The sequence below is a fragment of the Streptomyces sp. CNP082 genome (assembly GCF_059570535.1).
Genome location: NZ_JCANSZ010000007.1, coordinates 91,027 through 113,532, shown reverse-complemented (window position 1 = coordinate 113,532; position 22,506 = coordinate 91,027). Strand labels below are relative to the sequence as shown.

Genomic DNA, 22,506 nt, shown 5'->3' with positions numbered 1-22,506 from the left:
TCAGGCTCCTTCTGCTTCGACGAGGCGGGTCAGCCGGATCCGGTTGATCTTGCCCAGCTCGCCGCGCGCGATCTGCCTCTCCCGCTCCGGCGCGTTGCCGAGGCGCGCGCGCAGCGCGTCGCGCATCCGCCCGGCGCGCAGGCCCGTCGCGCAGATCAGGAAGACGTGCCCGAACCGCTCCTGGTACGCGAGGTTCAGCTCCGCCAGCTCGGCCCGCAGCTCCTCCGGCGCCCCCGCCATGCCGCGCTGCTCGCGCGCCGCGGCCGGGTCGCCCGGCGTCGGCCGGCCGATGGGCGGGTGCCCGGCCAGCGCCTCGGCCAGCGCGGCGTCGTCGAGCGCGGCGAGCGCCGCGTCGGCGGCGGCGTACAGGCGGGCGGGGTCCGGGTAGGGGCGGCCGGCGGCGACGGCCGCGATCCAGGGGCCGGCCGCGCACACCTCGCGCAGCAGCGCGGTGACGGCCTGTTCTCCGGCGGAGTTGAGCCGGGCGAGGCCCGGCGGCACACGGGAAGTCACAGCCGCAAGTTAGGAGCCCCGGCGGACCACGTCAACAGTTTGTTGAATTACCGGGTCAGCCGTCGTGCGGCGGCGGCCCCTGCCGGCCTTCCCGGTTCAGATAGTTGTAGATGGTGAACCTGCTGACGCCCAGCGCGCCGGCCACCGTCTCCACCCCGTGCCGTACGAAGAACGCGCCGCGGGTCTCCAAGGCCCGTACGACCTGCTGCTTCGTCCTGCGGTCGAGCTGCGCGAGCGGCACCCCGTGCCGGCGCTGCAGCTCCACGAGCATGTGGTCAAGCGAGTGCGCCAGATGCGGCAGCCGGACCGCCACCGTCTCGCGGCCCTCCCAGGACAGCACGACGTCGTCGCCCTCCGCCGCCTCGGGCGGGAGGAGTTCCCCGCCCATCGCGTCGACGAGCGGCTTGACCGCGGCGACGAACGGGTGGTCCGCGGGCACCGTCATACGCTGTCCTTCCCCGGCCCCTCCGGCGCGTCTCCGACGACGCTCACCTGCAGCGAGATACGGGTGGCCCCGGACGCCAGCGATCTGCGCAGCAGTTCGTCCACCGCGTCGAGCACCACCTCGGCACCGCCCTCCCCGCTGGTGCCGAACGGGCCGACGTCCACGGCGTCGAGCCCCGCCGACTCCACCAGGTCCCGGGCCGCCACCGCGTGCGGCGGGGGCTCCTCCAGGTCGAAGGGTTCGGTCGTGAACTCCACCCTCAGTCGCATCCGAGCAGCATACGTGCGCCGGTCACGGCGCCGCGCCGGCCGGGCGGCGCCGGGGCCCCGCTCCCAGGCGCCCGGGACAGCGGGTTGCCTAGCGTAGCCGCGTGATTCCGGGAGGTAATCCATGACAAGGACCCTGCGGGTGGCCGTCGCCGGCGCCGGGCTCGGCGGGCTCGCCGCCGCGGCGGCGCTCGTCCGGCAGGGCCTGGAGGCCGTCGTCTACGAACAGCGGCCCCGGCTGCCGGAGGACGAGACGGCGCTGCATCTGGCGCCCAACGGCAGCCGCGTCCTGCAGCGTTGGGGCCTGGGCGCCCAGTTGCTCGCGCTCGCCGTGCAGCCGGTCGCGCTGGAGTTCCGCGAGTGGAGCGACGGCTCGCTCACCTGGCGGCAGCCGCTCGGCAGACTGGGCCCGGGTGCCTTCGCGGCCCCGTACTGCACGCTGCTCACCGACGAGCTGTACGACCTGCTCCTGGCCCGCCTGCCGCAGGAGCGCATCCGGCTGGGCCGCCGGCTGTCCGGGTTCCGTCAGTCGGCGGACGGCGTGGAGCTGCAGTTCGCGGACGGGGGGACCGCGACGGCCGACGTGCTGGTGGGCGCCGACGGCATGCGCTCGCTGGTGCGCTCCCGGCTGGTCGGCACGCCCCGGCGCGTCTACCACGGCACCACCGCCTACAGCGGTGCGCTGCCCGCCGACGACGTGCCGGGGGTGGCCCGCGACCGGGTCACGGTCTGGCTCGGCCCCCAGGCCCGCGTGGTGGGTGCGCCGGTGGCGCAGGGCGAGCAGCTCGGCTTCGTCGCCGTGGTGCCGTCCCGGAGCCGTACGCTCCCGCAGCAACCGGCCCGGGGCCGCACCGCTTTGGACGCTGCCGGGCTGGCGGCGGACTTCGGCGGCTGGGCGCCGGACGTCAAGGCGATCACGGCCGCGGCCGGCGGGGTGCGATCGTGGACGCCGTACGACCACGCGCCGCTCAAGCGCTGGGGCAGCGGGCGCGTCACGCTCCTCGGCGACGCCGCGCACCCGATGCTGCCGTACCACGGGCAGGGCGTCAGCCAGTGTCTGGAGGACGCCGTGGCCCTCGCGCACCACCTGGCCACGGCCCCCGCTCCCGTGCAGGCCCTGCGCCGGTACGAGGCCCTGCGGCTGCCGCACACGGCCCGGGTGCAGCTCGGCTCGCGCGCGAACGCCTTCCGGCCGGCCGCCGTGCCGGACGTCACCTGGGCACAGGTCTACGACATCGAGGAACACCTGCCGACCTGACGGCATATCAGAACTCCGGTGCTCCGTCGTGGGGGGCGGGGCGCCGGGGCGGACGGCCCGGCGGTCGGCACCGGGCCGTCCGGCCGCGAGCGGCCGGCGGGCGGCGGTCCGGCGGGCGGTGCGACTGGGCCTCGCATCCCCGCCCCGCCCGCCTCCGGCCCGCCACACCCGCACGCCGGTCCGAGACGGCGCGCGGCCTCGTGGCACTCGCGGCCTGTACGGGCCCCTTCCCCCGTTTCGCGTGGCGGGGGAAGGGGCTTGTCTCCGGCCTGAGTTGCACCCCCCGTGACGAAGTGGTGACGCACCGCCGGGTATCGTCACGCCGGCAGGGGGCCAGGGACGGGGCGTGTGCACATGTCGATCCGAGTCGTGGTCGCCGACGACCAGGCGCTGCTGCGCGGCAGCTTCCGGGTGCTGGTCGAGACGGCGCCCGGGCTCAGCGTGGTGGGCGAGGCGGCGACCGGGGCGGAGGCGGTCGCGCTGGCGGCGGCGGAGCAGCCGGACGTGGTGCTGATGGACGTACGGATGCCGGAGACCGACGGCATCGAGGCGACGCGGCAGATCTGCGGCTCCCCCGCGACGGCCGGGGTGCGGGTGCTGATCCTGACGATGTTCGACCTCGACGAGTACGTGTACGGGGCGCTGCGCGCAGGCGCGAGCGGCTTCCTGCTCAAGGACACCCCGCCGGCGGAGCTGCTGCGTGCGATCCGCGTCGTGGCCCGCGGGCAGGCGCTGCTGGCGCCGTCGGTGACGCAGCGGCTGATCCGCCACTTCAGCAGGCTGCCGGAGCCGCTGCCGGACCTGCCGCGGGATCTGACGAGGGTGACGGTGCGGGAGCAGGAGGTGCTGGTGCTGGTGGCCCGCGGGCTGGCGAACGGCGAGATAGCCGAGCGGCTGGGGCTCAGCCTGCCGACGGTGAAGTCGCACGTGAGCCACCTGCTGACGAAGCTGGACGCCCGGGACCGTATCCAACTGGTCATCACCGCCTACGAAACCGGCCTGGTGACCCCCTCCCGCCGCTGACCGGCCCGGGTCACTCCCCCAGCCCGGCCTCCCGGGCGCGCAGCATCGCCGCGATCCGGTCCTTGACGCCGAGCTTCGTGAAGATATTCGAGATGTGGTTGCGTACCGTCTTCTCCGACAGCACCAGCTCCCGCGCGATGCTCCGGTTGTTGCAGTTGCGCGCGATCAAGTCGAGCACCTCCCGCTCCCGCTGCGTCAACTGCGGAAACGCCCCTCCCGCCGGCACCGTGTGCAGCGCGGAGAAGTAGCGGCTCAGCCGCTGGGCCACGGCCGGGCTGAAGACGGCGCCGCCCGCGGCCACGCACCGCAGCGCGCCCAGCAGTTCCGCCCGCGACGCGCCCTTGTCCAGGTAGCCGTACGCGCCCGCGCGCAGCGCCGCGACCACCGCGTCGTCCTCCACCGACGCCGACATCACCAGCACCCGAGGCGACGGCCCGCCGCGGCCGGGGGTGTTGAGCCGCCGGGTCGCCTCCACCCCCGAGCAGCCCGGCAGATGGAGGTCCATCAGCACGACGTCGATACGCGCGTCCGGCTCCGCCAGCGCCGCCAGCGCCTCCTCCCCCGCGCCCGACTCGCCCGCGACCTGGAGGTCCGGCACGTTCTCCAGCGCCACCCGCACCCCGTCCCGGAAGACCGGGTGGTCGTCCACGACGTACACCCGCACCACGCTCATGCCGGCCCTCCCGGCAGCAGCGCGCGCACCAGCGTCCCGTGCGGCAGGTCCGTGCGCGGCAGGATCCGCAGCGTGCCGCCCACCTCCTCCGCGCGCCGGGCCATCGACGCGATGCCCAGGCCCAGGGGGCGCCGCGGCGGACGTCCCGGGCCGTCGTCGGCGATATCCAGGCGCAGCGCGGTGGCCGAGGTCCACACCCCGAGCTGGACGCTGCGGGCCGCGGCGTGCCGCAGCGCGTTGGTCAGCCCCTCGGCGGCGATACGGTACGCGGCGACCTCCACCGCGGGGTGCAGCGCGCGCAGCCGCCGCGGCACCCGGGCCCGTACCCGGGCGCCCGTGCCGTCGTGGCGGTCGGCGAGGCGGACGAGCGCGCCGGCGAGGCCGGACTCGGCCAGGTCGGGCGGGCGCAGGTCGTCGATGACCGAGCGGATCTCGGCGTTGATGCCGGCGGCCGTGCGGGCGGCGTCGGCGACGAGCCGGCGGCCCCTGGGCTCGTGCGCGAGCAGTTCGGCCGCCGCCTCCAGCCGCAGCCGGATGCTGGCGAGGTTGCCGCCGAGGCCGTCGTGCAGATCGCGGCGGAGCCGGTGGCGCTCGGCCTCACGGGCGGCGACGACCTGGTCGCCGCGGCGGCGCAGCTCCTCGCGCAGCACCAGCGCGGCGACCATCGGGGACAGTTGCTCCAGGTACGTGTCCAGGTCGCAGCCGCGCGGCGGCGCGTAGCAACTGAACACCCCGTAGACCTCGCCCTGGTGGACCAGCGGCCGGCGCACCGCCGGGGCCGCGGACTCGCCGGCCCGGGCCCGGCAGCCGGCCGCGGCGCCGCGCCGCAGCGTGCGCAGGGCGGCACCGGCGGCGCCGAGGTGGGCGACCGCCAGCTCGCAGGCCAGCGTGGCCGCCTCCGCCGGCCGCACGTCGTCGCGTATGCGTGCGGCGAATAATCGCAACGCGGCCTGGGCGCCCGGCTCGGGGCGCTCCTCCGCCACGGCATGACTCTGCACCGTGTCACCATCGCTTCCCCCCCGCTGCCTGTGGGTGTCACCATCCCCCGGGTTCAGGGCCCGGGGTCCGCGGGCCCGGACGGAGATCGGCGGTGGCCGCGCTGCCGACGCGTGGCAGCCGCGGCGCGCCGCAGAGTCCGGCAAGGACCATAAGGGGCACAGGGTGCCATGCGCCTCCTTCTCAAGTAGGTCATCCTCACGCACGATAGGCGCGGCAGCACGTTCGGTGACCCCTGGTCCGCCCCGGCCCGTTGCCGGCCGGCCGCGGCACCCGGGCACCGGCGCGCTGCCGCCGGCCGTGTTGCTGGACCGGCTCGCGCGCGCAGGGTACGACGGTCACACGGGTCCACCCCCGCCCCCCGCGCCCCCGGCCAGAGCAACACCCGTGAAAGGCAGGACCACCCCATGACCAACGACCCCGCACCCCGCCGGGCCGACCGCCCCGCGATCGCCTGGATCGGCCTCGGCATCATGGGCTCCCCCATGTCCGAGAACCTGATCGCGGCCGGCTTCCCGGTCACCGGCCACACCCGCACGCAGGCCAAGCTCGACCGGCTGGCGAAGGCCGGCGGCACCATCGCCGGCTCGATCGCCGAGGCGGTCGCGGACGCGGACGTGATCATCACGATGGTCCCCGCGTCCCCGGAGGTCGAGGCCGTCGCGTACGGGGCCGAAGGCATCCTGGCGAACGCCCGGAGCGGGGCGCTCCTCATCGACATGTCCTCGATCACCCCGCAGACCTCCGTGGAACTGGCCAGGAACGCCGCCGAGTACGGGATCCGGGTGCTCGACGCCCCGGTCTCGGGCGGCGAGGCAGGGGCCGTCGAGGCGGTGCTGTCCCTCATGGTCGGCGGCGAGCGGGCCGACTTCGAGCGGGCCCGGCCGGTCTTCGAGGCGCTGGGCACGACGATCGTGCACTGCGGGCCGCACGGCGCCGGCCAGACGGTCAAGGCCGCGAACCAGCTCGTCGTCGCGGCCAACATCCAGGCGTGCGCCGAGGCCGTGGTCTTCCTGGAGAAGTCGGGCGTGGACCCGCGGGCCGCGCTCGAGGTGCTCGGCGGCGGCCTGGCCGGCTCCACCGTGCTGGCCCGCAAGAAGGACAACTTCCTGGACCGCGACTTCCGGCCCGGCTTCCGCGTCGACCTGCACCACAAGGACATGGGGATCGTCACCGCCGCCGCCCGGAACGTCGGCGCCGCGCTGCCGGTCGGCACGGTCGTCGCGCAGCTCTTCGCCGCGCTGCGCGAGCAGGGCGACGGCGGCCTGGACCACTCCGCGCTGCTGCGCGGCGTGGAGCGGCTCTCCGGCCGCGAGGTCTGATCCGCAAGCCGGGCGCCGGTGCGGGCGCGGGGCGGTACGGGAGTGGCGCCCGGCGATGGACAAGTCGGCGTCAAGAGCCGGATGCGTGGGGGATGCTGGAGTGCACGACCACGTACGCCCCCGCACGTCCACGCACCACGTACGACCACCAGTCAGCCCCGAACCAGGAGCACTTTCCATGGCAGAGAGCGTGCCGGTGCGCTGCCCGGCCTGCCGGCGCGAGCACGCGTACACCCCGAGCACGTTCCCCTGCGCCTGCGGCGCCCCGCTGACGCTGCCGCTGCTGCGCGGCGGGGTGCCGGTGGAGCTGAAGCACCGCACGTGGCGGGACTCGTGGGTGACGGTGCGCTGTCCGGTCTGCGACCGGCGCGACGAGTGGCCGCGCCCGGAACTGGCCTGCGACTGCGGCACGGTGGTACGGCTGCCGGTGGCCCCCGCGCAGTCCCGCCGCCCCCGGCCGGCGCCGCCGGGTCCGCCGGGTCCGCTGGGTCCGCTGGCGCCGTCCGCGCCGGCCGCGCCCGATTCCGCGCCCCGCCCGGCGGCGGCGCCGCGGCCGGCGTTCCGGCCGGTGACGATCCGCAACGCCGGCGACGCGGTCACGGCCGCCGCGCAGTACCTGCGCTGGCTGGGCTTCACGGACCTGGTGAAGAACGAGGACCGGCCCGCCTCCGGCGTCGACGTGCGCGGCGCGGGCGTGGTCGCCCACGTCGACCCGACCACGACGCCCACCGCGCTGCGGCACGTCGAGTGCGTGTGGCTCAGCGGCCTGAACTCCTCGGCGCTCGCCGTGTTCTTCTCCCTCGCCGGCTATACCCGCGACGCCCGCAGCCGGGCCGACGAACTGCGCCTCCCGCTGTACGTGATGGACCTCACCGGCACCCCGCAGCCGGTCAACGACCCGGGGGACGAGCTGATCCGCACGGGCGCCGCGCGCCGCGGCTGACGAGGCGGCCCGGGGCAGGCGACCGGGGCCGGGGCCGGGGGCATGGGTGCCGGCGACCAAAGTATGCGGCCGGGCCGCCGCGGTCGTACGAAGGTCTCGACGCCGTCCGCGGGGAGCACCGCGCCCGGCGGACGACCGTAGATTGGCCGGTATGCCGCGTACCGCCCCGAAGCCCCGTGCCGCCGGCAGCACCCGGCGGGACCGGCTCGCCGACGCAGTCCTCGTCCTCTTCGCCGGGGCCTTCTCGTTCCTGTCCGCCGACTCGGTGCTGCCGGAGGACGGCGCCGGCGCCTCGGAGAACCTGCTCTTCGCCGAGGCGGTGGCCGCCGGCGTGGCCTGCCTGGCGCTGCTGCTGCGCCGCCGCTGGGCGCTGCCGCTCGCGGTGGCGATGCTCGTCGCCGACTCCTTCGGCCACTTCTTCATCGGCCCGACGCTGGTGGCGCTCTTCACCGTCGCGGCGCACCGCCCGCTGCGTACCACCGGCTGGGTCGCGGCCCTCGTCTTCGCCCGCCTCGTGGGGTTCCTCGCCGCCACCCCCGACCCGCAGGATCCGCGGACCGGCACCGGGGTGGCGTACTTCTCGCTGGTCACTGCGGCCATGGTCTGGGGCCTGTTCCTGCGCTCCCGCCGCCAGCTCGTCGCCTCGCTGCGGGAACGCGCCGAGCAGGCCGAGGCCGACGCGGCGCTGCGCGCGGAGCAGGCGCAGCGGCGGGCTCGGGAGGAGATCGCGCGGGAGATGCACGACGTGCTGGCGCACCGGCTGTCGCTGCTGAGCGTGCACGCGGGGGCGCTGGAGTTCAACCCGGGCGCCCCGCCCGCGGAGGTCGCCCGCGCGGCGGGCGTGATCCGCGACAGCGCCCACGAGGCGCTGCAGGACCTGCGGGACGTGATCGGCGTGCTGCGCGCCCCCGCGGGCGCGGACTCCGGCGCGGGGGCGGGGGCGGGGGCGGGCGCGGGCGCCGGGCGTCCGCAGCCGACGCTGCGGGACGTGGACCGGCTGGTGGCCGAGGCCGGCGAGGCGGGCATGCGGATCGCGTACGCGCTGGACATCGCCGCACCGGAGGCGGTAGCGGCGGCGACGGGGCGCACCGCGTACCGCATCGTGCAGGAGGGGCTGACGAACGCCCGCAAGCACGCGGCGGGCACGGAGGTGACGGTGACGCTGGCGGGCAGCGCGGAGACGGGGCTGACGGTGGCGGTGAGCAACCCGCTGCCCGGCGGGGACGGCGAGCCGGACGCCGGCCACAGCGGCGGCCGGGCCCTGACCGTGCGGGCGGATGCACGGTCAGGCCCCTGGTCCGGCGGGCTCAGGGCAGGCGGGCAGTGCCCGGACGCGACCGAGAACGGCGTCCCCGCGGCAGGTGGCTTCGTTGCAGGCAGGTGGGACCCGGGTGCTGTCGAGAGCGGCCGGAGGGTACGGGGCAGCGGCCCGGGCGCCGGGCGGGGCGTCGTCCCGCCCCGGAACGGCCGCCCCGCGGCAGGTGCGCACACGGCGGCCGGACGGGGTACCGCTGTCGCCGGCACCGGCCCGTCGGCGCCCGCGCCCGCGGCGAAGCCGTCGGGCGGCGGGTCCGGCGCCGTCGCGAGCGTGCCCGCCGCGGACCCGGGACCCGGCGGCTCTCCGAACGGCACCGCAGCCCGCGCTGCCGCGGGTGCCCCCGGTGCCGCGGGCCCCATCCCCGGCGCCGGGCAGGGCCTGATCGGGCTCACCGAACGCGCGGCACTGGCCGGCGGCCGACTGGCACACGGGGCCGACGCCGACGGTTTCCACCTGCACGCCTGGCTCCCCTACGGCCGCCCGTCCGGCACGGAATGACCTCACGCCCCCGCCCCGCACCACCGTTGACGGTCAGGAGCCCAGCCGCCTCCCCAGCACGCCACGCCGACCGGGGGACCGCTGGCGCACACCCCGGACGCGGACAGCTTCCGCCTGCGCGCCCGGCTCCCCATGCAGCCACCCGCCGCGGAACCCCGCGCCAGCCCCCGCCACCAGCTCCGGCACGGACCTCTCCCACTCCCCGAAAACGCCGCACCGACCGCCCTGCCGACCGGCACACGAGCCGCGTCCCCCGCGGAACGGGCCCCGGGCGCCGCCCGGTTAGGGTGGGCGCGTGCCCGACCAGAGCGCCGACCCCGCCGACCCTGCCGGCCCCGCTGACCCCGCCGCCCGCGTCACCGTGCTCCTCGTCGACGACGACCCCCTCGTACGGGCCGGGCTGCGGCTCATGCTCGGCGGGGCCGGCGACATCGACGTCGTGGGCGAGGCCGCGGACGGCAGCGAGGTGCCGGCGCTCGTGGCCGCACACTCCCCCGACGTCGTCCTCATGGACATCCGCATGCCCCGGCTCGACGGGCTCGCCGCGACGGAGGCGCTGCGGCGGCGCGCACAGCCGCCGGAGGTGCTGGTGCTGACGACGTTCCACACCGACGAGCACGTGCTGCGGGCCCTGCGCGCGGGCGCCGCCGGCTTCGTACTCAAAGACACCCCGCCGCGGGAGATCGTCGCGGCCGTACGCAAGGTCGCCGCCGGCGAGCCCGCGCTGTCGCCCGCGGTGCTCCAGCAGCTCATCGACCAGGTCTCCGGCCCCGGCGGCACCGGGCCCGGGCAGGCCGCCCAGCGCGCCCGCCGCCGGCTTGCCGCGCTGGGCGAGCGCGAGCGGGAGGTCGCCCTGGCGGTCGGCCGCGGCCGGTCCAACGCGGAGATCGCCGCCGAGCTGTACCTGAGCGTGCCCACCGTGAAGACCCACGTCTCACGCATCCTCACCAAGCTCGGCCTCAACAACCGGGTGCAGATCGCCCTTCTCGTCCACGACGCCGGGGAGTCCACCGGGGGACCGGCCGGGGAATCCTGAGCCGTCCGCGGTGTTGTACGGATCATGGACATCCCGCTCTCCGTGCTCGACCGGTCCCTGCGGCACACCGGCCAGGACCCGGCCGACGCGCTGCGCCGCACCGTCCGCTTCGCGCAGCAGGCGGAGGAGTCCGGCTTCCACCGCTTCTGGGTCTCAGAACACCACAGCGTCCCCGGCGTCGCCGGCTCCGCGCCGACCGTGCTGGCCGCGGCCGTCGCCGCCGCCACCTCCCGGATCCGGGTCGGCACCGGCGGCGTGATGCTGCCCAACCACCGGCCGCTGGTCGTCGCCGAGCAGTTCGGGGTGCTGGGCTCGCTCTTCCCGGACCGGATCGACATGGGCCTCGGGCGCTCCCTGGGGTTCACCGACGGCATCCGGCGCGCGCTGGGCCACGGCACGGCGGACGCGGCGGACTTCGGGGCGGCGCTGGCGGAGCTGCTGCGGTGGTTCGAGGGCACGCAGCCCGCGTATCCGGGGGTGCACGCCGTACCGGCGGAGGGGCTGCGGGTGCCGGCGTACGTGCTGGCCGTGGAGGGCGGTGCCGACATCGCCGCCGCGCACGGACTGCCGCTGGTGATCGGCGCGGGGCGGCGCCCGGAGAAGATGCTGCGGGCCGTCGGGCGCTACCGCGAGGCGTTCCGGCCCTCGGCGCAGCAGGCGAAGCCGTACGTCGTCGTGGCGCTCGCCGCCGCGGTGGCCGACACCGCGGAGCAGGCCGCAGAGCTGCTGCTGCCGGAGGCGTGGGCGACGGTCCGGTCGCGCACCCGCGGGGAGTTCCCGCCGCTGGAGCACGCGGCCCGGATACGGGCCCGTACGCTCACCGACCGCGAGGCCCGCTATCTCGACGAGGCCCGGCAGTCGCAGGTGTGGGGCACCGGCGCGCAGGTGGCCGCCGCCCTCGGCGACCTGGCCGCCCGCAGCGGCGCCGACGAGCTGCTGATCTCCCTGCACACCCCCGACGACGACGCCCGGCTGGAGTCCTTCCGGCGGCTGGCCGGGCTGAAGCTCCCGGCGCCCGCGACGGGTTGACCGCGGCCTACAGCTCCACCGCCTCCCCCGGCCGGGGCAGCCGCAGCCGGTGTCCGAGGCCAGCCGCCTCGAAGGCGGTGACGAGCGAGCCGGCGCCCTGGGTGACGTGCTCCCAGTGCTCGAAGTGCAGCGGCACCACGTCGTGCGCCCCGAGCGCCGCCGCCGCGGCGGCGGCGTGCTCGCTGGTCAGCGTGGCGTGCGTGGTGCCGAGCAGCGGGTTGCGCGCGGCGCCGGCGAAGAGCACGGCGATGTCCACCGGGCCCAGCCGGGCGGCGATGGTGCGGACCACCGCGAGCGAGGCGTTGTCGCCGCTGACGTAGACCGTGGGCAGGCCGTCGCCGGTCAGTACGAAGCCGGTGACCTCGCCGGTCAGATGCTCGCTGCCGGGCGGTCCCGGACGCGCGGGCACAGCGGTGACCCGGACCGGCCCGACCGCGTACGACTCCCACGCCGGCAGGGCCCGCACCGGCCCGCCAAGACGCTTCGCCGCCGACGCCGTGGACAGCACCAGCGGCGCGGCGGCGGCGCACGCGCGCCCGGCCCGGTCGAGGTTGTCCGGGTGCTGGTCGTGCGAGAGCAGCACCGCGTCGATCGGGCCGAGGTCGGCCGGCGCGAGCGCCGGGCCCGCGGTCTTCACCAGCCGCCGGTCGCCGACCGGGTACGCGCCGGGCGGGTCGAACGTCGGGTCCGTCAGCAGCCGGACGCCACCGAGCCGGAGCAGCGCGGTGGGGCCGCCGACGTAGTGCAAGATCGTCATGGCAGTGCCAAGGACCCGCGGACCGCCGCTATTCCGCAGCACTGAACTGCTCCCGCAGCTCAACCTTCCGCACCTTTCCGCTGACCGTCATCGGGAACTCCGCCATGATCCGCAGATGCCGCGGGATCTTGTAGTGCGCGAGCCGGTTCTCGCAGTAGTGGGCCAGCTCGCGCCGGGACAGCACGTGCTGCGGATCGCTGAGGATCACGCAGGCGAGGATCTCCTCGCCGTACTTGTCGTCCGGCACGCCCACCACCTGCACGTCGGCGATCTTGGGGTGGGTGTGCAGGAACTCCTCGATCTCGCGCGGGTAGACGTTCTCCCCGCCCCTTATGATCATGTCCTTGATCCGGCCGACGATCTCCACGCAGCCGTCGTCGCGCATCCGCGCCAGGTCGCCGGTGTGCATCCAGCGGCCGGCGTCGATCACCTCGGCGGTGCGCTCCGGCTGCTCCCAGTAGCCCTGCATGACGCTGTAGCCGCGGGTGCACAGCTCGCCGGCGGTGCCGCGGGGCATGGTGACGCCGGTGACCGGGTCGACGACCTTGACCTCGATGTGCGGCAGCACCCGGCCGACGGTGGCGGTGCGGCGCTCCAGGTCGTCCTCGCGCCGGGTCTGGGTGGAGACGGGCGAGGTCTCGGTCATGCCGTAGCAGATGGTCACCTCCGCCATGTGCATCTCGCTGACCACCCGCTTCATCACCTCGACCGGGCACGGCGAGCCGGCCATGATCCCGGTGCGCAGCGACGTCAGGTCGTACAGCGCGAAGTCGGGCAGGGCCAGCTCGGCGACGAACATGGTGGGCACCCCGTACAGCGAGGTGCAGCGCTCCTGTTCGACGGCCGCGAGGGTGGCGGCGGGGTCGAAGGAGGGGCCCGGGATGACCATGCAGGCGCCGTGGCTGGTGGCCGCAAGGTTGCCCATCACCATGCCGAAGCAGTGGTAGAAGGGCACGGGCAGGCAGACCCGGTCCTCCTCGGTGTAGCCCAGCGTCTCGCCGACGAAGAAGCCGTTGTTGAGGATGCTGTGGTGCGACAGCGTCGCGCCCTTGGCGAAGCCGGTGGTGCCGGAGGTGTACTGGATGTTGACCGGGTCGTCGCAGGACAGCAGCGCCTCGCGCTCGCGGACCCGCTCCGGGGGCACCGTGCGGCCGGCCTCGATCAGCCGGCCCCAGCCGGCGTGGCCGATGTAGAAGACGTTGCGCAGGGCCGGGCAACTGCCGCGCACCTGCTCGACCATCCGCCGGTAGTCGCTGGTCTTGTGCTCCAGGGAGGCGACGAGCAGGGAGATGCCGGCCTGGTTGAGCACGTACTCCAGCTCGTGCACCCGGTAGGCGGGGTTGATGGTGACCATCACCGCCCCGATCCGGGCCGAGGCGTACTGCACGAGCACCCACTCCGGGCAGTTGACCGCCCAGACGCCGACGCGCTCGCCCTTGGCGACGCCGCGGGCGAGCAGCCCGCGCGCCACCTCGTCGACGGCGGCACCGAACTCCGCGTAGGTCCAGCGGCGTCCGGAGGCCACGTCGACCAGGGCCTCACGGTCGGGGTGGGCGGCGATGGCCCGGTCCAGGTTGGCACCGATGGTGTCGCCCAGCAGCGCGGTGGTGCCGGTGCCGCTGGTGTAGGACGGCTCTGCGGTCATGTGTGGTCCTCCTCGCGGTACTCGTCGGCGGATCCGGCGGCGGTCGCCTCGCGCAGTTGCACGCGGCGGATCTTGCCGGAGACGGTCTTGGGCAGGTCGGCGAACTCCAGCCGCCGGATGCGCTTGTACGGGGCGAGCACGGCACGGGAGTGCGCGAAGATCGCCTGCGCCGCGGCGGCGCCCGGCTCCCAGCCCGCGGCGAGCACGATGTACGCCTTGGGCACGGCGAGCCGCAGCGGGTCGGGGGCGGGCACGACCGCGGCCTCGGCGACCGCCTCGTGCTCCAGTAGCGCGCTCTCCAGCTCGAAGGGGCTGATCTTGTAGTCGCTGGCCTTGAAGACGTCGTCGGCGCGCCCGATGTAGGTGATGTACCCCTCCTCGTCGCGGGTGCCGATGTCGCCGGTGCGGTAGTAGCCGTCGGCCATGGCCTCGGCGGTGCGGGCGGGATCGCCCTCGTAGCCCGTCATCAGGCCCACCGGGCGCGCGGCCAGGTCGAGGCAGATCTCGCCCTCGTCGGCGGGCTTGCCGCTGACGGGGTCCAGGAGCACGACGTCGTATCCGGGAGTGGGACGGCCCATGGAACCCAGCTTGACGCGCTGCCCGGGGGAGTTGGCGATCTGCACCGCGGTCTCGGTCTGCCCGAAGCCGTCGCGGATAGTCAGCTTCCAGGCCCGCCGCACGGCCTCGATGACCTCCGGGTTGAGGGGCTCACCTGCGGCGACGGCCTCGCGCGGCGGGGTGGCAAGCGCGCCCAGGTCGGACTGCACGAGCATGCGCCAGACGGTGGGCGGGGCGCAGAAAGTTGTCACGCCGCCGCGGGCCATGGCGCCCAGCAGCGCCCCGGCGTCGAAGCGCGTGTAGTTGTACAGGAAGACGGTCGCCTCGGCGTTCCAGGGCGCGAAGAGGTTGGACCAGGCGTGCTTGGCCCAGCCGGGCGAGGAGATGTTCAGGTGCACGTCGCCGGGGCGGATGCCGATCCAGTACATCGTCGCCAGGTGGCCGACCGGGTACGAGACATGGGTGTGCTCGACGAGCTTGGGCAGCGCCGTGGTGCCGGAGGTGAAGTACAGCATCAGGGTGTCGTCGGCGGCCGTCGGGCCGTCGGGCCCGAAGGCGGCGGGGGCCTCGTACGCGTCCTCGTACGGGAGCCAGCCGGCCCCGCTGCCGCCGACGGAGATGCGGGTGTAGTCGCCGGGCACTTCGGCGAACTTGCCCTCGTCGGCGGCGCGTACGAGCACGTGGCGGGCCCCGCCGCGCTCGATGCGGTCGGCGAGGTCGGCCGGGCCGAGCAGCGGCGTGGCGGGGATGACGACGGCGCGCAGCTTCATCGCGGCGAGCGCGGTCTCCCACAGCTCGGCCTGGTTGCCGAGCATGACGACGATCCGGTCGCCGGCACGCACGCCCTGGGTGCGCAGCCAGTTCGCGACGCGGTTCGAGCGCTCACTCATGCGGGTGAAACTCAGCTTCGTCTCGCTGCCGTCCTCCTCCACGATGTGGAGGGCCGTGCGCCCGTTGCCCTCGGCGATGGCGTCGAACCAGTCGAGAGCCCAGTTGAAGCGCTCCGGCCTGGGCCAGGAGAAGCCGGCGCGGGCAGCGGCGTAGTCCTCCCCGTGCTCCAGCAGGAAGTCCCGTGCGGACCGGAACTCCTCGGTCGGATTCGTTGCCGTCACATGTCCTCCTCGTACGGCGGCGGCTCGCTAGCATCGTGCTGCGAGTGACGTACGCCTCACTACCCCCATACGGGGGTGCCCTGCGCCGGCCACGCCGGCGATCCCCCGTCAGCACCAGGGAGCAAGCGACATGCCGGAGACCGTGGACGCAGCGGAGGTGCGCGGCGCACTGGCCCGGCTGCGCCGGAGCGGCCGCGTGCCCGTCGCCTTCGGCGGGCTGATCACGGACGGCGGGCGCAAGCTGCGGATCAGTGAGCTGAGCGGGACGGTGACGCTGTCCCTGCAGGGACTCGGGGTGGCCACGGGCAACGGCCTGGGCGGCAAGGCCATCGCCTTCTCCCGGCCCTGCGCGGTCACCGACTACGCGTCGTCCCGCGCCATCAGCCACGAGTACGACGGCCCGGTGGGCGCCGAAGGGCTGCGCTCGGTGCTGGCCGTGCCCGTGGTCGTACGCGGCCGGGTGCGGGCCGTGCTCTACGGCGCGCTGCGCGACTCGCTGCCGCTGGGCGACCGGTCGCTGACCGCCGCGGTGGAGACGGCGCGCCACCTGGAGCAGACCCTCGCCGTACGCGACGAGGCCCGCCGGCTGCTCGCCGTCGCCACGCCCACCGCGCAGCGAGCGGCGGACCCCGCGGCCTGGGAGAACGTCCGCACCGCCCACCGCGACCTGCGCACGCTGGCGCCGCGTATAGGCGACGACGAGCTGCGCGCGGAACTGCTGGCGCTCTGCGACCGGCTGGCCTCGGCGGCCGTCGCCATCGCACCGCCGTCCGCCGCCGGACCGGACCGGGCGGTGCTGGCGCCGCGCGAGCTGGACGTGCTGGCGTGCGTGGCGACCGGCGCGACGAACGCGGCGGCCGGCGAGCGGCTGGGGCTGCGGCCGGAGACGGTCAAGAGCTACCTGCGCTCGGCGATGCGCAAGCTCGGCGCGCACACCCGGCTGGAGGCGGTCACCGCCGCCCGCCGGGCGGGGCTGCTGCCCTAGCCGCGGCCCGGAGGCGGGAGGCTGCGGCTCCAGACGCCCCCCGCAAGCGGGGGGCTGCGGCTCCAGACGCCCCCCGCAAGCGGGAGGCGTCATTCCCGGTGCGCGACGACGTTCACCACCCGGCCGCTGGGGTCGCGGACGAAGAACCGCCGCACCCCCCACTCCTCGTCGGTCAGCGGATGCACGATCTCCGCACCCGCGCCGCGCATCGCCTCGTGCGCCGCGTCGACGTCGGTCACCTCGATGCTCATGTCCGGCTCCACCGGGGCGGAGGCGTCCTTGTCCATAAAGATGAGCTGCGCGGTGGGATTGCCGGGCGCGGCCAGCGCCATCACCCACCCCAGGTTCATCACCTCCTCGAAGCCCAGCCGCTGGTAGAACTCGCGGCTGGCCTCGAAGGAGCCGGTCTTGATGTCGGGTACGACCCGCCTGATGCCCATGCCGCGGAGACTACCGGCCGCCGGTGACACCGCCGCCCGCGCGCGGGCGGGGCGCGCGCGTCGGGGGACGCGCATCGGGAACGCCGGGGAGCGCCGGGGGGCGTCGGGGGCGCACACGTCCGGCATGCCGCGCACCGCCGTGCGGGGGCGGCGGCCCCTGTGCGTCAGGGGCGCACGGCAGCACGGGCCTCCCCGAGGGCGACGTCGCGGCGGCCAGGCGGGAAAATGGAACCGTGGCCGAACACCCCAACCTGAGCTGGATCGCGGACGGGCGCGCGCAGACCGCCCGCTGGTACGCCGCGGGCGGCACCCCGCCGCCGCGGCGGGTGGTGCCCGCGGACGACCGGATGTGCGCCGACATCGCGTACCGGCTGGTGTGCGAGGGCACGACCGTCCTGTGGCAGGGCGACTACCACGGCGGACGCCAGCTCCTCGCCGCGCTGGGCCGCCGCATCGACCGCCGCTCTGCCCGCCGGGGCCGGCGGCCGGCCGCACCGGCGGGCGGCCGGGCGACCGGCCCTGCGGACGCCTTCCACCGGCACCGGCAGGCCCAGGGCCACCGGGCGCGCCTCCTGGGCATGCTGCTCGTCCCCCTCGAACCCGGCCCGCAGGGCCCGGTCGTGCCGCTGCGCCGGGCGCCCGACGTGGCCGGCGCGGTGGCCGCGGCGTACGGTCCTGTGACCGAGCCCGGCGCGGTCTCGCTGCGCGAGCTGCTCGGCGCAGTAGGGGCACACGAGTGGCGCCGCAAGGGCGTGGACATACCGGCGCTGGGCGCCCGCGTGCACCCGCACTACGGGGTGTTCTCGCCGGTGCGCGGCGAGTACGTCGACCTGGTGGCCGAGGCCCCGCTGCCGGCGAAGTCGCTGGCGTTCGACGTGGGCACCGGCACGGGGGTGCTCGCGGCGGTGCTGGCGCGCCGCGGGGTGGAGACGGTCGTCGCCACGGACACGGACCGGCGCGCGCTGGCCTGCGCGCGCGACAACGTCGGCCGGCTCGGCCTGACCGGGCAGGTCGAGGTGGTGGAGGCGGACCTGTTCCCGCCGGGGCGCGCACCGCTGATCGTCTGCAATCCGCCCTGGCTGCCCGCCAAGCCCACCTCCTCGCTGGAGCACGCGGTATACGACCCGGGCGGCGGCATGCTCCGCGGCTTCCTCACCGGCCTCGCGGCGCATCTGGAGCCGGGCGGCGAGGGCTGGCTCGTACTGTCCGACCTGGCCGAGCACCTGGGGCTGCGCAGCCGCGCGGAGCTGCTGGCCATGATCGAAGCGGCCGGCCTGCGGGTGGCGTCCCGCCTCGACACGCGCCCCCGCCACCGCAGGGCGACGGACACCTCGGACCCGCTGCACGCGGCGCGGGCGGCGGAGGTGACGTCGCTGTGGCGGCTGACGGTGGCGGAGTGAGCGGGTACGGGAGACCGCCGGGTGAACGGACGGCGAACGGCGGGCCCCCGTGGCCGGAAGCCGGGCCGTTCGTCCGGCATGTGGACACCGCGCAGCGCGCCGGGTCGCCCCGCTGACGGCTCTGACCGGCCGTTGTTCCAGGTGGTTCGCATGGTGCTGTCTCGCATGACGGAACACAGGTGCCAGCCGGGGCCGGGCCCCGTACCGTCGTAGCGTGGACACCTCCGGCCCCGCCCTCGCTCCGCAGACCCGACACCGGTTGTTCGTTCCCGTGCTGGACGGCAGGAGCGGGATGCGGCTGCGGATGTTCCGTACGCCGCTGGGCACGCGCACGGCGGTGGCCTTCACCAGTCAGGCCGCGCTGGTCCGCGCGCTCGGGCGGGAGCAGAAGTGGGTACGCCTCGGGGAGCCGGCGCTGCGCGCGCTGACCGCACCGCTGGGCGCCGACCGGATCACCGTCGACCCCCTGCTCACCGCCCGCCGGCCGTACGCCCACCGCCCGGGCCCGCAGGCCGCGGCGGAGCCCCCGCAGCAGCGCCGCACGCCGCCGCCCGCGTCGGCGGCCCCGCAGCCGGCGACCCACTGACACCCCGGCCGCTGCGGCGCTACCTGCGCGCCGCCTCGATCCGCAGCTCCTGCCCCCCACCCGGCACCAGCAGCTCCAGCACTCCCGCCGCCTCCGCCTCGACCTCCGCCCGCTCACCGCTCGTCAGCGGCGCGAACGTCTCCAGGTGCATCGTCACCGTGCCATCGTCCTGCGTCACCCGCCACAGCCCGCGGACGAAGCCGTCGACGAGGAAGCTGCCGAAGGCGTGGTCCCGCCGGTAGGTGCGGCGGCGGAACTCGTCCGACACGACGCGGGTGCGGTCCGCGTGCGCGAGCGTGAGGTTGTCGAACTCCCCCAGGAACCGCACGGGCGCCGGGGTCTCCGCCGCCGGCCGCGGCGCGTCGGGCAGGTCGAACAGCTCCGTCCCGCGCTCGTCGCGGAACGTACGCAGCCGCGCCCGCAGCGCCTCGAAGTACGGCCGCAGCCGCGTCACCCCGCACCACGCCTGCATATCCCGTACGGACGCGGGCCCGAAGGCGGCGAGATAGCGCAGCACGAGGCGCTCGACGTCCGGGTCGGCCGCCGGCTCCGCGCCCAGCCAGAACCGGACGGTGGCGTGCACGACCTGCCCGCCCCTCCCCCACAGCCCGCGCGGCGGCACCTGGACGAGGGGGACCCGGATACGCGCGGCGGCTTTCAGCGCGAGCAGGTCGTGCTCCGGCCACTCGCGCCGCAGCTCCTCGCCGATGTCACGCAGCGAGACGGGCCCGGGCTCGGCGAGCTCCCGGGTCCGCGCCACGAGCCGGTCGAGGTCGACGCCCGCGAGCCGGTCGCGGAAGGTCTTCAGCTCGCGCTCCAGGGCGGGAGTGCTGAAGGGGCGGAGAGTCAGCGCGTCGGCGGGGGTGTGCAGGTGGACGGTGGAGCGCAGGGTGACGAGCCGGACGACCTCCCGGCTCTCCAGCAGCGCGGACAGCGCGGCCGGGTCGAAGCCGCGCAGCCGGGCGGCGAGCGCGTGGTACGGCGGCCGGGGCGCCTGGGCCTGGAGCCCGAGCAGATGGGCTACGGCGTCGGTGAGGGGCATGTCGACGCGGGCGAGCAGCAGTTGCCGGGCCAGGAGGGCGCGGTTGAGGCTGCGGGTGGAGAGGGTGACGGGCCCCCTGGTCGCTGTCATGCCGCACACGCTACGGACCGTTGCGGTCAGTTTCTGTCCGCAAGTAGCCCGGTGCGGGACGTCGGTGCGGGGCCCGGGACGGACTGAGGGAGGATCGGGCACGGAGGCGACGACAGGGGAGACGGTGGGGACGCTCGACGGACGACGCGAGAGCGCGGCACGCGCCGGAGGCGAGGCGGAGCCGGCGGAGGCCGGAGAGCCAGGCGTCACCCCGAGGGCCGATCGGCCGCGGGGCACCGCGGGCGCCGCGCGCCAGGACACAGCCGCCGGGTCCGGGCCGGCGGAGGCCGGGAACGCGGACGGGCCGGCGGAGGCCGGGAACGCGGACGGGGCGGCGGAGGCCGGGGAGCCGGGCGTCGCTGTGGGGGCCGGTCGGCCGCGGGGGGCCGGGGGTGCCACCCGGCGGCCGGCGCGGCGGTGGCGGGTTGTTTTCGCTCTTGCCGGGGGGCTGCCCCTCCTGGCCGTCTCGGGTGTGCTCGCGTTCCGCGTCGGCGGGGGTGACGGCGTGACTCCCCTGCCGCAGTTCGCCGCCTTCCTGCCCTGGCTGCTCGTGCCCGGAGGCGCCGGGCTCGTCCTCATGGCCGCCGCCCGCAGCCGCACCGGCACCGTGTGGGCGCTCGTCGTGGTCGCCGCCACCGCCTGGTTCGTACGGCCCTACCAGTCCGCCGCCGATCCGCCCTCCTCCCCGCCCAGGGCCGAGTTCCGCCTCCTCACCGCCAACCTCAAGTTCGGCGACGCCACCGGTGCCCTGCGCGACGCGCTGCGCGCGCACGAGCCGGACATCGCCCTGGTGCAGGAGTGCGACGCCCGCTGCGTCGCCGTCCTGCGCAGCCCGGCGCTGCGTGCCGCGTACCCGCACCGCGTCATCGACGCCGGTGATCCCGCCGAGGGGTCCGCCGTCCTCAGCAGGTACCCGCTGACCCGGGAGCCCGGCGTGCGCGGCGAGCTGTCGATGCCGGCGGCCACCGCGCGGATCGCCGGCGAGCGGGTGCGGCTCCAGGTCGTGCATCCGATGCCGCCGACGCCCGGGTCCATGGACGCCTGGCGCGGCGAGCTGGGGCGGCTTCACGACGCCGCCGCGGCGCGCGGGGAGGTGCCCACCGTCTTCGGCGGCGACTTCAACGCCTCGCAGGACCACGAGGCGTTCCGCGACATACTGGACACCGGCCTCCGCGACAGCGCCATGCTGCTCGGCCGCTCCCGCACCCCCACCTGGCCGGCGTCGGCGGCGCCCTTCTTCGGCGTCCAGATCGACCACGTCCTGGTGAGCGACCGGCTGAGCCCCGCGGGCATCGAGTTCCCGGAGCTGGCCGGCACCGACCACCGCGCGGTGCTCGTGGAGCTGCAGTTGCGCTGAGCCGTCGCCGGTACGGCCCCGGCTCAGGTCACGTCCCCGGCCCGCCGCACGCCCGCCGCCTCCCGCTCCCCGTGGATCGGCGTGTGCGCCCCCGTCAGCGGCACCCCCGTGCCGCCCCGCCGCGCCGCGACGATCTCCCCGGCGATGGAGACCGCGACCTCCTCCGGCGAGCGGGCGCCGAGGTCGAGGCCGATCGGCGAGTGCAGGCGGGCCAGTTCGAGGTCGGTGACGCCCGCCTCGCGCAGCCGCCGGTTGCGGTCCAGGTGCGTACGGCGCGAGCCCATCGCGCCGACGTACGCCACCGGCAGCCGCAGCGCGTCCGTCAGCAGCGGCACGTCGAACTTGGGGTCGTGCGTGAGCACGCACAGCACCGTGCGCCCGTCCAGCTCCCCCGCGGCCACCGCGTCCGCCAGGTACTCGTGCGGCCAGCGCACCGCCACCTCGTCCGCCTCGGGGAAGCGGCGGGCGGTGGCGAAGACGGGGCGGGCGTCGCAGAGGGTGACGTGGTAGCCGAGGAACTTGCCGATGCGCACCAGCGCGTGCGCGAAGTCGATCGCGCCGAAGACCACCATCCGCGGCGCCGGAACGCTCACCTCCACCAGCAGCGTCACCGGCTCCCCGCAGCGCGCGCCCGCCGCGCCGACCGCCACCGTGTCCGTACGCCCCGCGTCGAGCAGCGCGGCGGCCTCGGCGGCGGCGGTGCGCTCCAGCGCGGTGCCGTCCCAGTCGGGCAGGTCCGCAAGCGGGCCGGTGAAGCGGCCCTCGTACGTGCCGTCGGGGCGTACCAGCAGCGCCTGCCCCACCAGCGCGGCCGGGCCCGCGACCACCCGGGCGACCGCCGCGGCCTCGCCGCCGGCGGCGGCGGTCAGTGCCGTGCGCAGCACACCGCCGGCCGGGACCGGCATGACGAGTATGTCAATCTCCCCGCCGCAGGTGAGCCCCACCGCGAAGGCGTCCTCGTCGGAGTAGCCGAACGTCTCCAGCACCGCCTCGCCGCTGTCGGCGACCTCCCGGCACAGCTCGTACACCGCGCCCTCGACGCACCCGCCGGACACGCTGCCGACCGCCGTGCCCTCGGCGTCCACGGCCAGCGCCGCGCCCGCGCCGCGCGGGGCGGAGCCGGTGGTGCCCACGACGGTGGCGACGGCGAAGGACCGCCCTTCCGCGCACCACCGGGCGAGGTCGGCAGCGATGTCCAGCATGCTGATCAGCTC

22 protein-coding genes are annotated in these 22,506 nt (G+C 75.8%); 11 read left to right on the top strand and 11 right to left on the bottom strand.

Annotation, left to right across the window (positions count from 1 at the left end; genetic code table 11):
• Genes uraD through B124_RS08835 form a run of 3 tightly spaced genes read right to left on the bottom strand, consistent with a single transcriptional unit; the run spans position 1 to position 1,227 of the window.
• Complete coding sequence (gene uraD, locus B124_RS08845; protein WP_496502144.1) at positions 1-513, bottom strand: 2-oxo-4-hydroxy-4-carboxy-5-ureidoimidazoline decarboxylase; 513 nt, start codon at positions 511-513, stop codon at positions 1-3.
• 55 nt (positions 514-568) lie between these two features.
• Positions 569-958, bottom strand: a complete 390-nt coding sequence (locus tag B124_RS08840; protein WP_496502143.1) for a helix-turn-helix domain-containing protein — start codon at positions 956-958, stop codon at positions 569-571.
• A complete protein-coding gene (locus tag B124_RS08835; RefSeq protein WP_496502142.1) occupies positions 955-1,227 on the bottom strand; it encodes a hypothetical protein in 273 nt (90 codons plus the stop codon). The genes B124_RS08840 and B124_RS08835 overlap by 4 nt, the downstream gene beginning before the upstream one ends.
• 121 nt (positions 1,228-1,348) lie before the next feature.
• On the opposite strand from B124_RS08835, the gene B124_RS08830 reads away from it, so the two are divergent.
• A complete protein-coding gene (locus tag B124_RS08830) occupies positions 1,349-2,482 on the top strand; it encodes an FAD-dependent monooxygenase (protein WP_496502141.1) in 1,134 nt (377 codons plus the stop codon).
• 354 nt (positions 2,483-2,836) lie between these two features.
• Complete coding sequence (locus B124_RS08825; protein ID WP_496502140.1) at positions 2,837-3,505, top strand: response regulator; 669 nt, start codon at positions 2,837-2,839, stop codon at positions 3,503-3,505.
• A gap of 10 nt (positions 3,506-3,515) precedes the next feature.
• Here the strand turns inward: B124_RS08825 and B124_RS08820 are convergent, their stop codons facing one another.
• Both B124_RS08820 and B124_RS08815 read right to left on the bottom strand, forming a co-directional pair.
• Positions 3,516-4,178, bottom strand: coding sequence for a response regulator (locus B124_RS08820; protein ID WP_496502139.1), 663 nt, complete (start codon positions 4,176-4,178; stop codon positions 3,516-3,518).
• Positions 4,175-5,161: a sensor histidine kinase gene (locus tag B124_RS08815; RefSeq protein WP_496502138.1), complete on the bottom strand. Its 987-nt coding sequence runs from the start codon at positions 5,159-5,161 to the stop codon at positions 4,175-4,177. Before B124_RS08815 ends, B124_RS08820 begins: the two co-directional genes overlap by 4 nt.
• Before the next feature lie 420 nt (positions 5,162-5,581).
• Here B124_RS08815 and B124_RS08810 point away from each other — a divergent pair, with 420 nt between their 5' ends.
• The 5 genes from B124_RS08810 (at position 5,582) to B124_RS08790 (ending at position 11,320) form a co-directional block, all read left to right on the top strand.
• Complete coding sequence (locus B124_RS08810; RefSeq protein ID WP_496502137.1) at positions 5,582-6,496, top strand: 2-hydroxy-3-oxopropionate reductase; 915 nt, start codon at positions 5,582-5,584, stop codon at positions 6,494-6,496.
• 178 nt (positions 6,497-6,674) lie between these two features.
• Positions 6,675-7,439 (top strand): hypothetical protein, encoded by a 765-nt coding sequence (locus tag B124_RS08805; RefSeq protein ID WP_496502136.1) that lies wholly within the window; start codon positions 6,675-6,677, stop codon positions 7,437-7,439.
• A gap of 151 nt (positions 7,440-7,590) precedes the next feature.
• A complete protein-coding gene (locus tag B124_RS08800; protein ID WP_496502135.1) occupies positions 7,591-9,255 on the top strand; it encodes a sensor histidine kinase in 1,665 nt (554 codons plus the stop codon).
• Between the two features lie 409 nt (positions 9,256-9,664).
• The gene (locus B124_RS08795; protein WP_496502277.1) at positions 9,665-10,291 is read left to right on the top strand and encodes a response regulator; all 627 of its coding nucleotides are present in this window, start codon (positions 9,665-9,667) and stop codon (positions 10,289-10,291) included.
• Positions 10,292-10,315: 24 nt separating this feature from the next.
• Entirely contained in the window at positions 10,316-11,320 is a 1,005-nt protein-coding gene (locus B124_RS08790; RefSeq protein ID WP_496502134.1) for an MsnO8 family LLM class oxidoreductase, read from the top strand.
• A gap of 7 nt (positions 11,321-11,327) precedes the next feature.
• Here the strand turns inward: B124_RS08790 and B124_RS08785 are convergent, their stop codons facing one another.
• Genes B124_RS08785 through B124_RS08775 form a run of 3 tightly spaced genes read right to left on the bottom strand, consistent with a single transcriptional unit; the run spans position 11,328 to position 15,392 of the window.
• Entirely contained in the window at positions 11,328-12,077 is a 750-nt protein-coding gene (locus B124_RS08785) for an MBL fold metallo-hydrolase (protein ID WP_496502133.1), read from the bottom strand.
• Positions 12,078-12,105: 28 nt separating this feature from the next.
• Positions 12,106-13,722 carry an AMP-binding protein gene (locus B124_RS08780; RefSeq protein WP_496502132.1) on the bottom strand — a complete coding sequence of 539 codons (1,617 nt, stop codon included), beginning with the start codon at positions 13,720-13,722 and terminating at the stop codon, positions 12,106-12,108.
• On the bottom strand, positions 13,719-15,392 hold the full coding sequence (locus B124_RS08775) for an AMP-binding protein (RefSeq protein ID WP_496502131.1): 1,674 nt from the start codon (positions 15,390-15,392) through the stop codon (positions 13,719-13,721). Before B124_RS08775 ends, B124_RS08780 begins: the two co-directional genes overlap by 4 nt.
• Before the next feature lie 130 nt (positions 15,393-15,522).
• Between B124_RS08775 and B124_RS08770 the strand changes: the two genes are divergently transcribed.
• Complete coding sequence (locus B124_RS08770) at positions 15,523-16,377, top strand: helix-turn-helix transcriptional regulator (RefSeq protein WP_496502130.1); 855 nt, start codon at positions 15,523-15,525, stop codon at positions 16,375-16,377.
• 89 nt (positions 16,378-16,466) lie between these two features.
• On the opposite strand, the gene B124_RS08765 is transcribed toward B124_RS08770, so the two are convergent.
• Entirely contained in the window at positions 16,467-16,817 is a 351-nt protein-coding gene (locus tag B124_RS08765) for a VOC family protein (protein WP_496502129.1), read from the bottom strand.
• A gap of 233 nt (positions 16,818-17,050) precedes the next feature.
• On the opposite strand from B124_RS08765, the gene B124_RS08760 reads away from it, so the two are divergent.
• Positions 17,051-18,217, top strand: a complete 1,167-nt coding sequence (locus B124_RS08760) for a methyltransferase (protein WP_496502128.1) — start codon at positions 17,051-17,053, stop codon at positions 18,215-18,217.
• Positions 18,218-18,431: 214 nt separating this feature from the next.
• Positions 18,432-18,803, top strand: coding sequence for an SAV_915 family protein (locus B124_RS08755; protein WP_496502127.1), 372 nt, complete (start codon positions 18,432-18,434; stop codon positions 18,801-18,803).
• Between the two features lie 19 nt (positions 18,804-18,822).
• On the opposite strand, the gene B124_RS08750 is transcribed toward B124_RS08755, so the two are convergent.
• A complete protein-coding gene (locus B124_RS08750) occupies positions 18,823-19,935 on the bottom strand; it encodes a winged helix DNA-binding domain-containing protein (RefSeq protein ID WP_496502126.1) in 1,113 nt (370 codons plus the stop codon).
• A gap of 124 nt (positions 19,936-20,059) precedes the next feature.
• Here B124_RS08750 and B124_RS08745 point away from each other — a divergent pair, with 124 nt between their 5' ends.
• Entirely contained in the window at positions 20,060-21,292 is a 1,233-nt protein-coding gene (locus tag B124_RS08745) for an endonuclease/exonuclease/phosphatase family protein (protein ID WP_496502125.1), read from the top strand.
• Positions 21,293-21,315: 23 nt separating this feature from the next.
• Here B124_RS08745 and B124_RS08740 read toward each other — a convergent pair whose 3' ends face one another.
• Positions 21,316-22,494, bottom strand: a complete 1,179-nt coding sequence (locus tag B124_RS08740) for an XdhC family protein (RefSeq protein WP_496502124.1) — start codon at positions 22,492-22,494, stop codon at positions 21,316-21,318.
• Between the last annotated feature and the right edge of the window lie 12 nt (positions 22,495-22,506).

Coding starts and splice junctions, on each gene's coding strand:
- B124_RS08770 (WP_496502130.1), top strand. CDS start 15,523: ATGCCGGAGACCGTGGACGCAGCGGAGGTGCGCGGCGCACTGGCCCGG.
- B124_RS08795 (WP_496502277.1), top strand. CDS start 9,665: ATGCTCGGCGGGGCCGGCGACATCGACGTCGTGGGCGAGGCCGCGGAC.
- B124_RS08740 (WP_496502124.1), bottom strand. CDS start 22,494: ATGCTGGACATCGCTGCCGACCTCGCCCGGTGGTGCGCGGAAGGGCGG.
- B124_RS08825 (WP_496502140.1), top strand. CDS start 2,837: ATGTCGATCCGAGTCGTGGTCGCCGACGACCAGGCGCTGCTGCGCGGC.
- B124_RS08750 (WP_496502126.1), bottom strand. CDS start 19,935: ATGACAGCGACCAGGGGGCCCGTCACCCTCTCCACCCGCAGCCTCAAC.
- B124_RS08790 (WP_496502134.1), top strand. CDS start 10,316: ATGGACATCCCGCTCTCCGTGCTCGACCGGTCCCTGCGGCACACCGGC.
- B124_RS08810 (WP_496502137.1), top strand. CDS start 5,582: ATGACCAACGACCCCGCACCCCGCCGGGCCGACCGCCCCGCGATCGCC.
- B124_RS08820 (WP_496502139.1), bottom strand. CDS start 4,178: ATGAGCGTGGTGCGGGTGTACGTCGTGGACGACCACCCGGTCTTCCGG.
- B124_RS08835 (WP_496502142.1), bottom strand. CDS start 1,227: ATGCGACTGAGGGTGGAGTTCACGACCGAACCCTTCGACCTGGAGGAG.
- B124_RS08805 (WP_496502136.1), top strand. CDS start 6,675: ATGGCAGAGAGCGTGCCGGTGCGCTGCCCGGCCTGCCGGCGCGAGCAC.
- B124_RS08765 (WP_496502129.1), bottom strand. CDS start 16,817: ATGGGCATCAGGCGGGTCGTACCCGACATCAAGACCGGCTCCTTCGAG.
- B124_RS08780 (WP_496502132.1), bottom strand. CDS start 13,722: ATGACCGCAGAGCCGTCCTACACCAGCGGCACCGGCACCACCGCGCTG.
- B124_RS08840 (WP_496502143.1), bottom strand. CDS start 958: ATGACGGTGCCCGCGGACCACCCGTTCGTCGCCGCGGTCAAGCCGCTC.
- B124_RS08785 (WP_496502133.1), bottom strand. CDS start 12,077: ATGACGATCTTGCACTACGTCGGCGGCCCCACCGCGCTGCTCCGGCTC.
- B124_RS08800 (WP_496502135.1), top strand. CDS start 7,591: ATGCCGCGTACCGCCCCGAAGCCCCGTGCCGCCGGCAGCACCCGGCGG.
- B124_RS08830 (WP_496502141.1), top strand. CDS start 1,349: ATGACAAGGACCCTGCGGGTGGCCGTCGCCGGCGCCGGGCTCGGCGGG.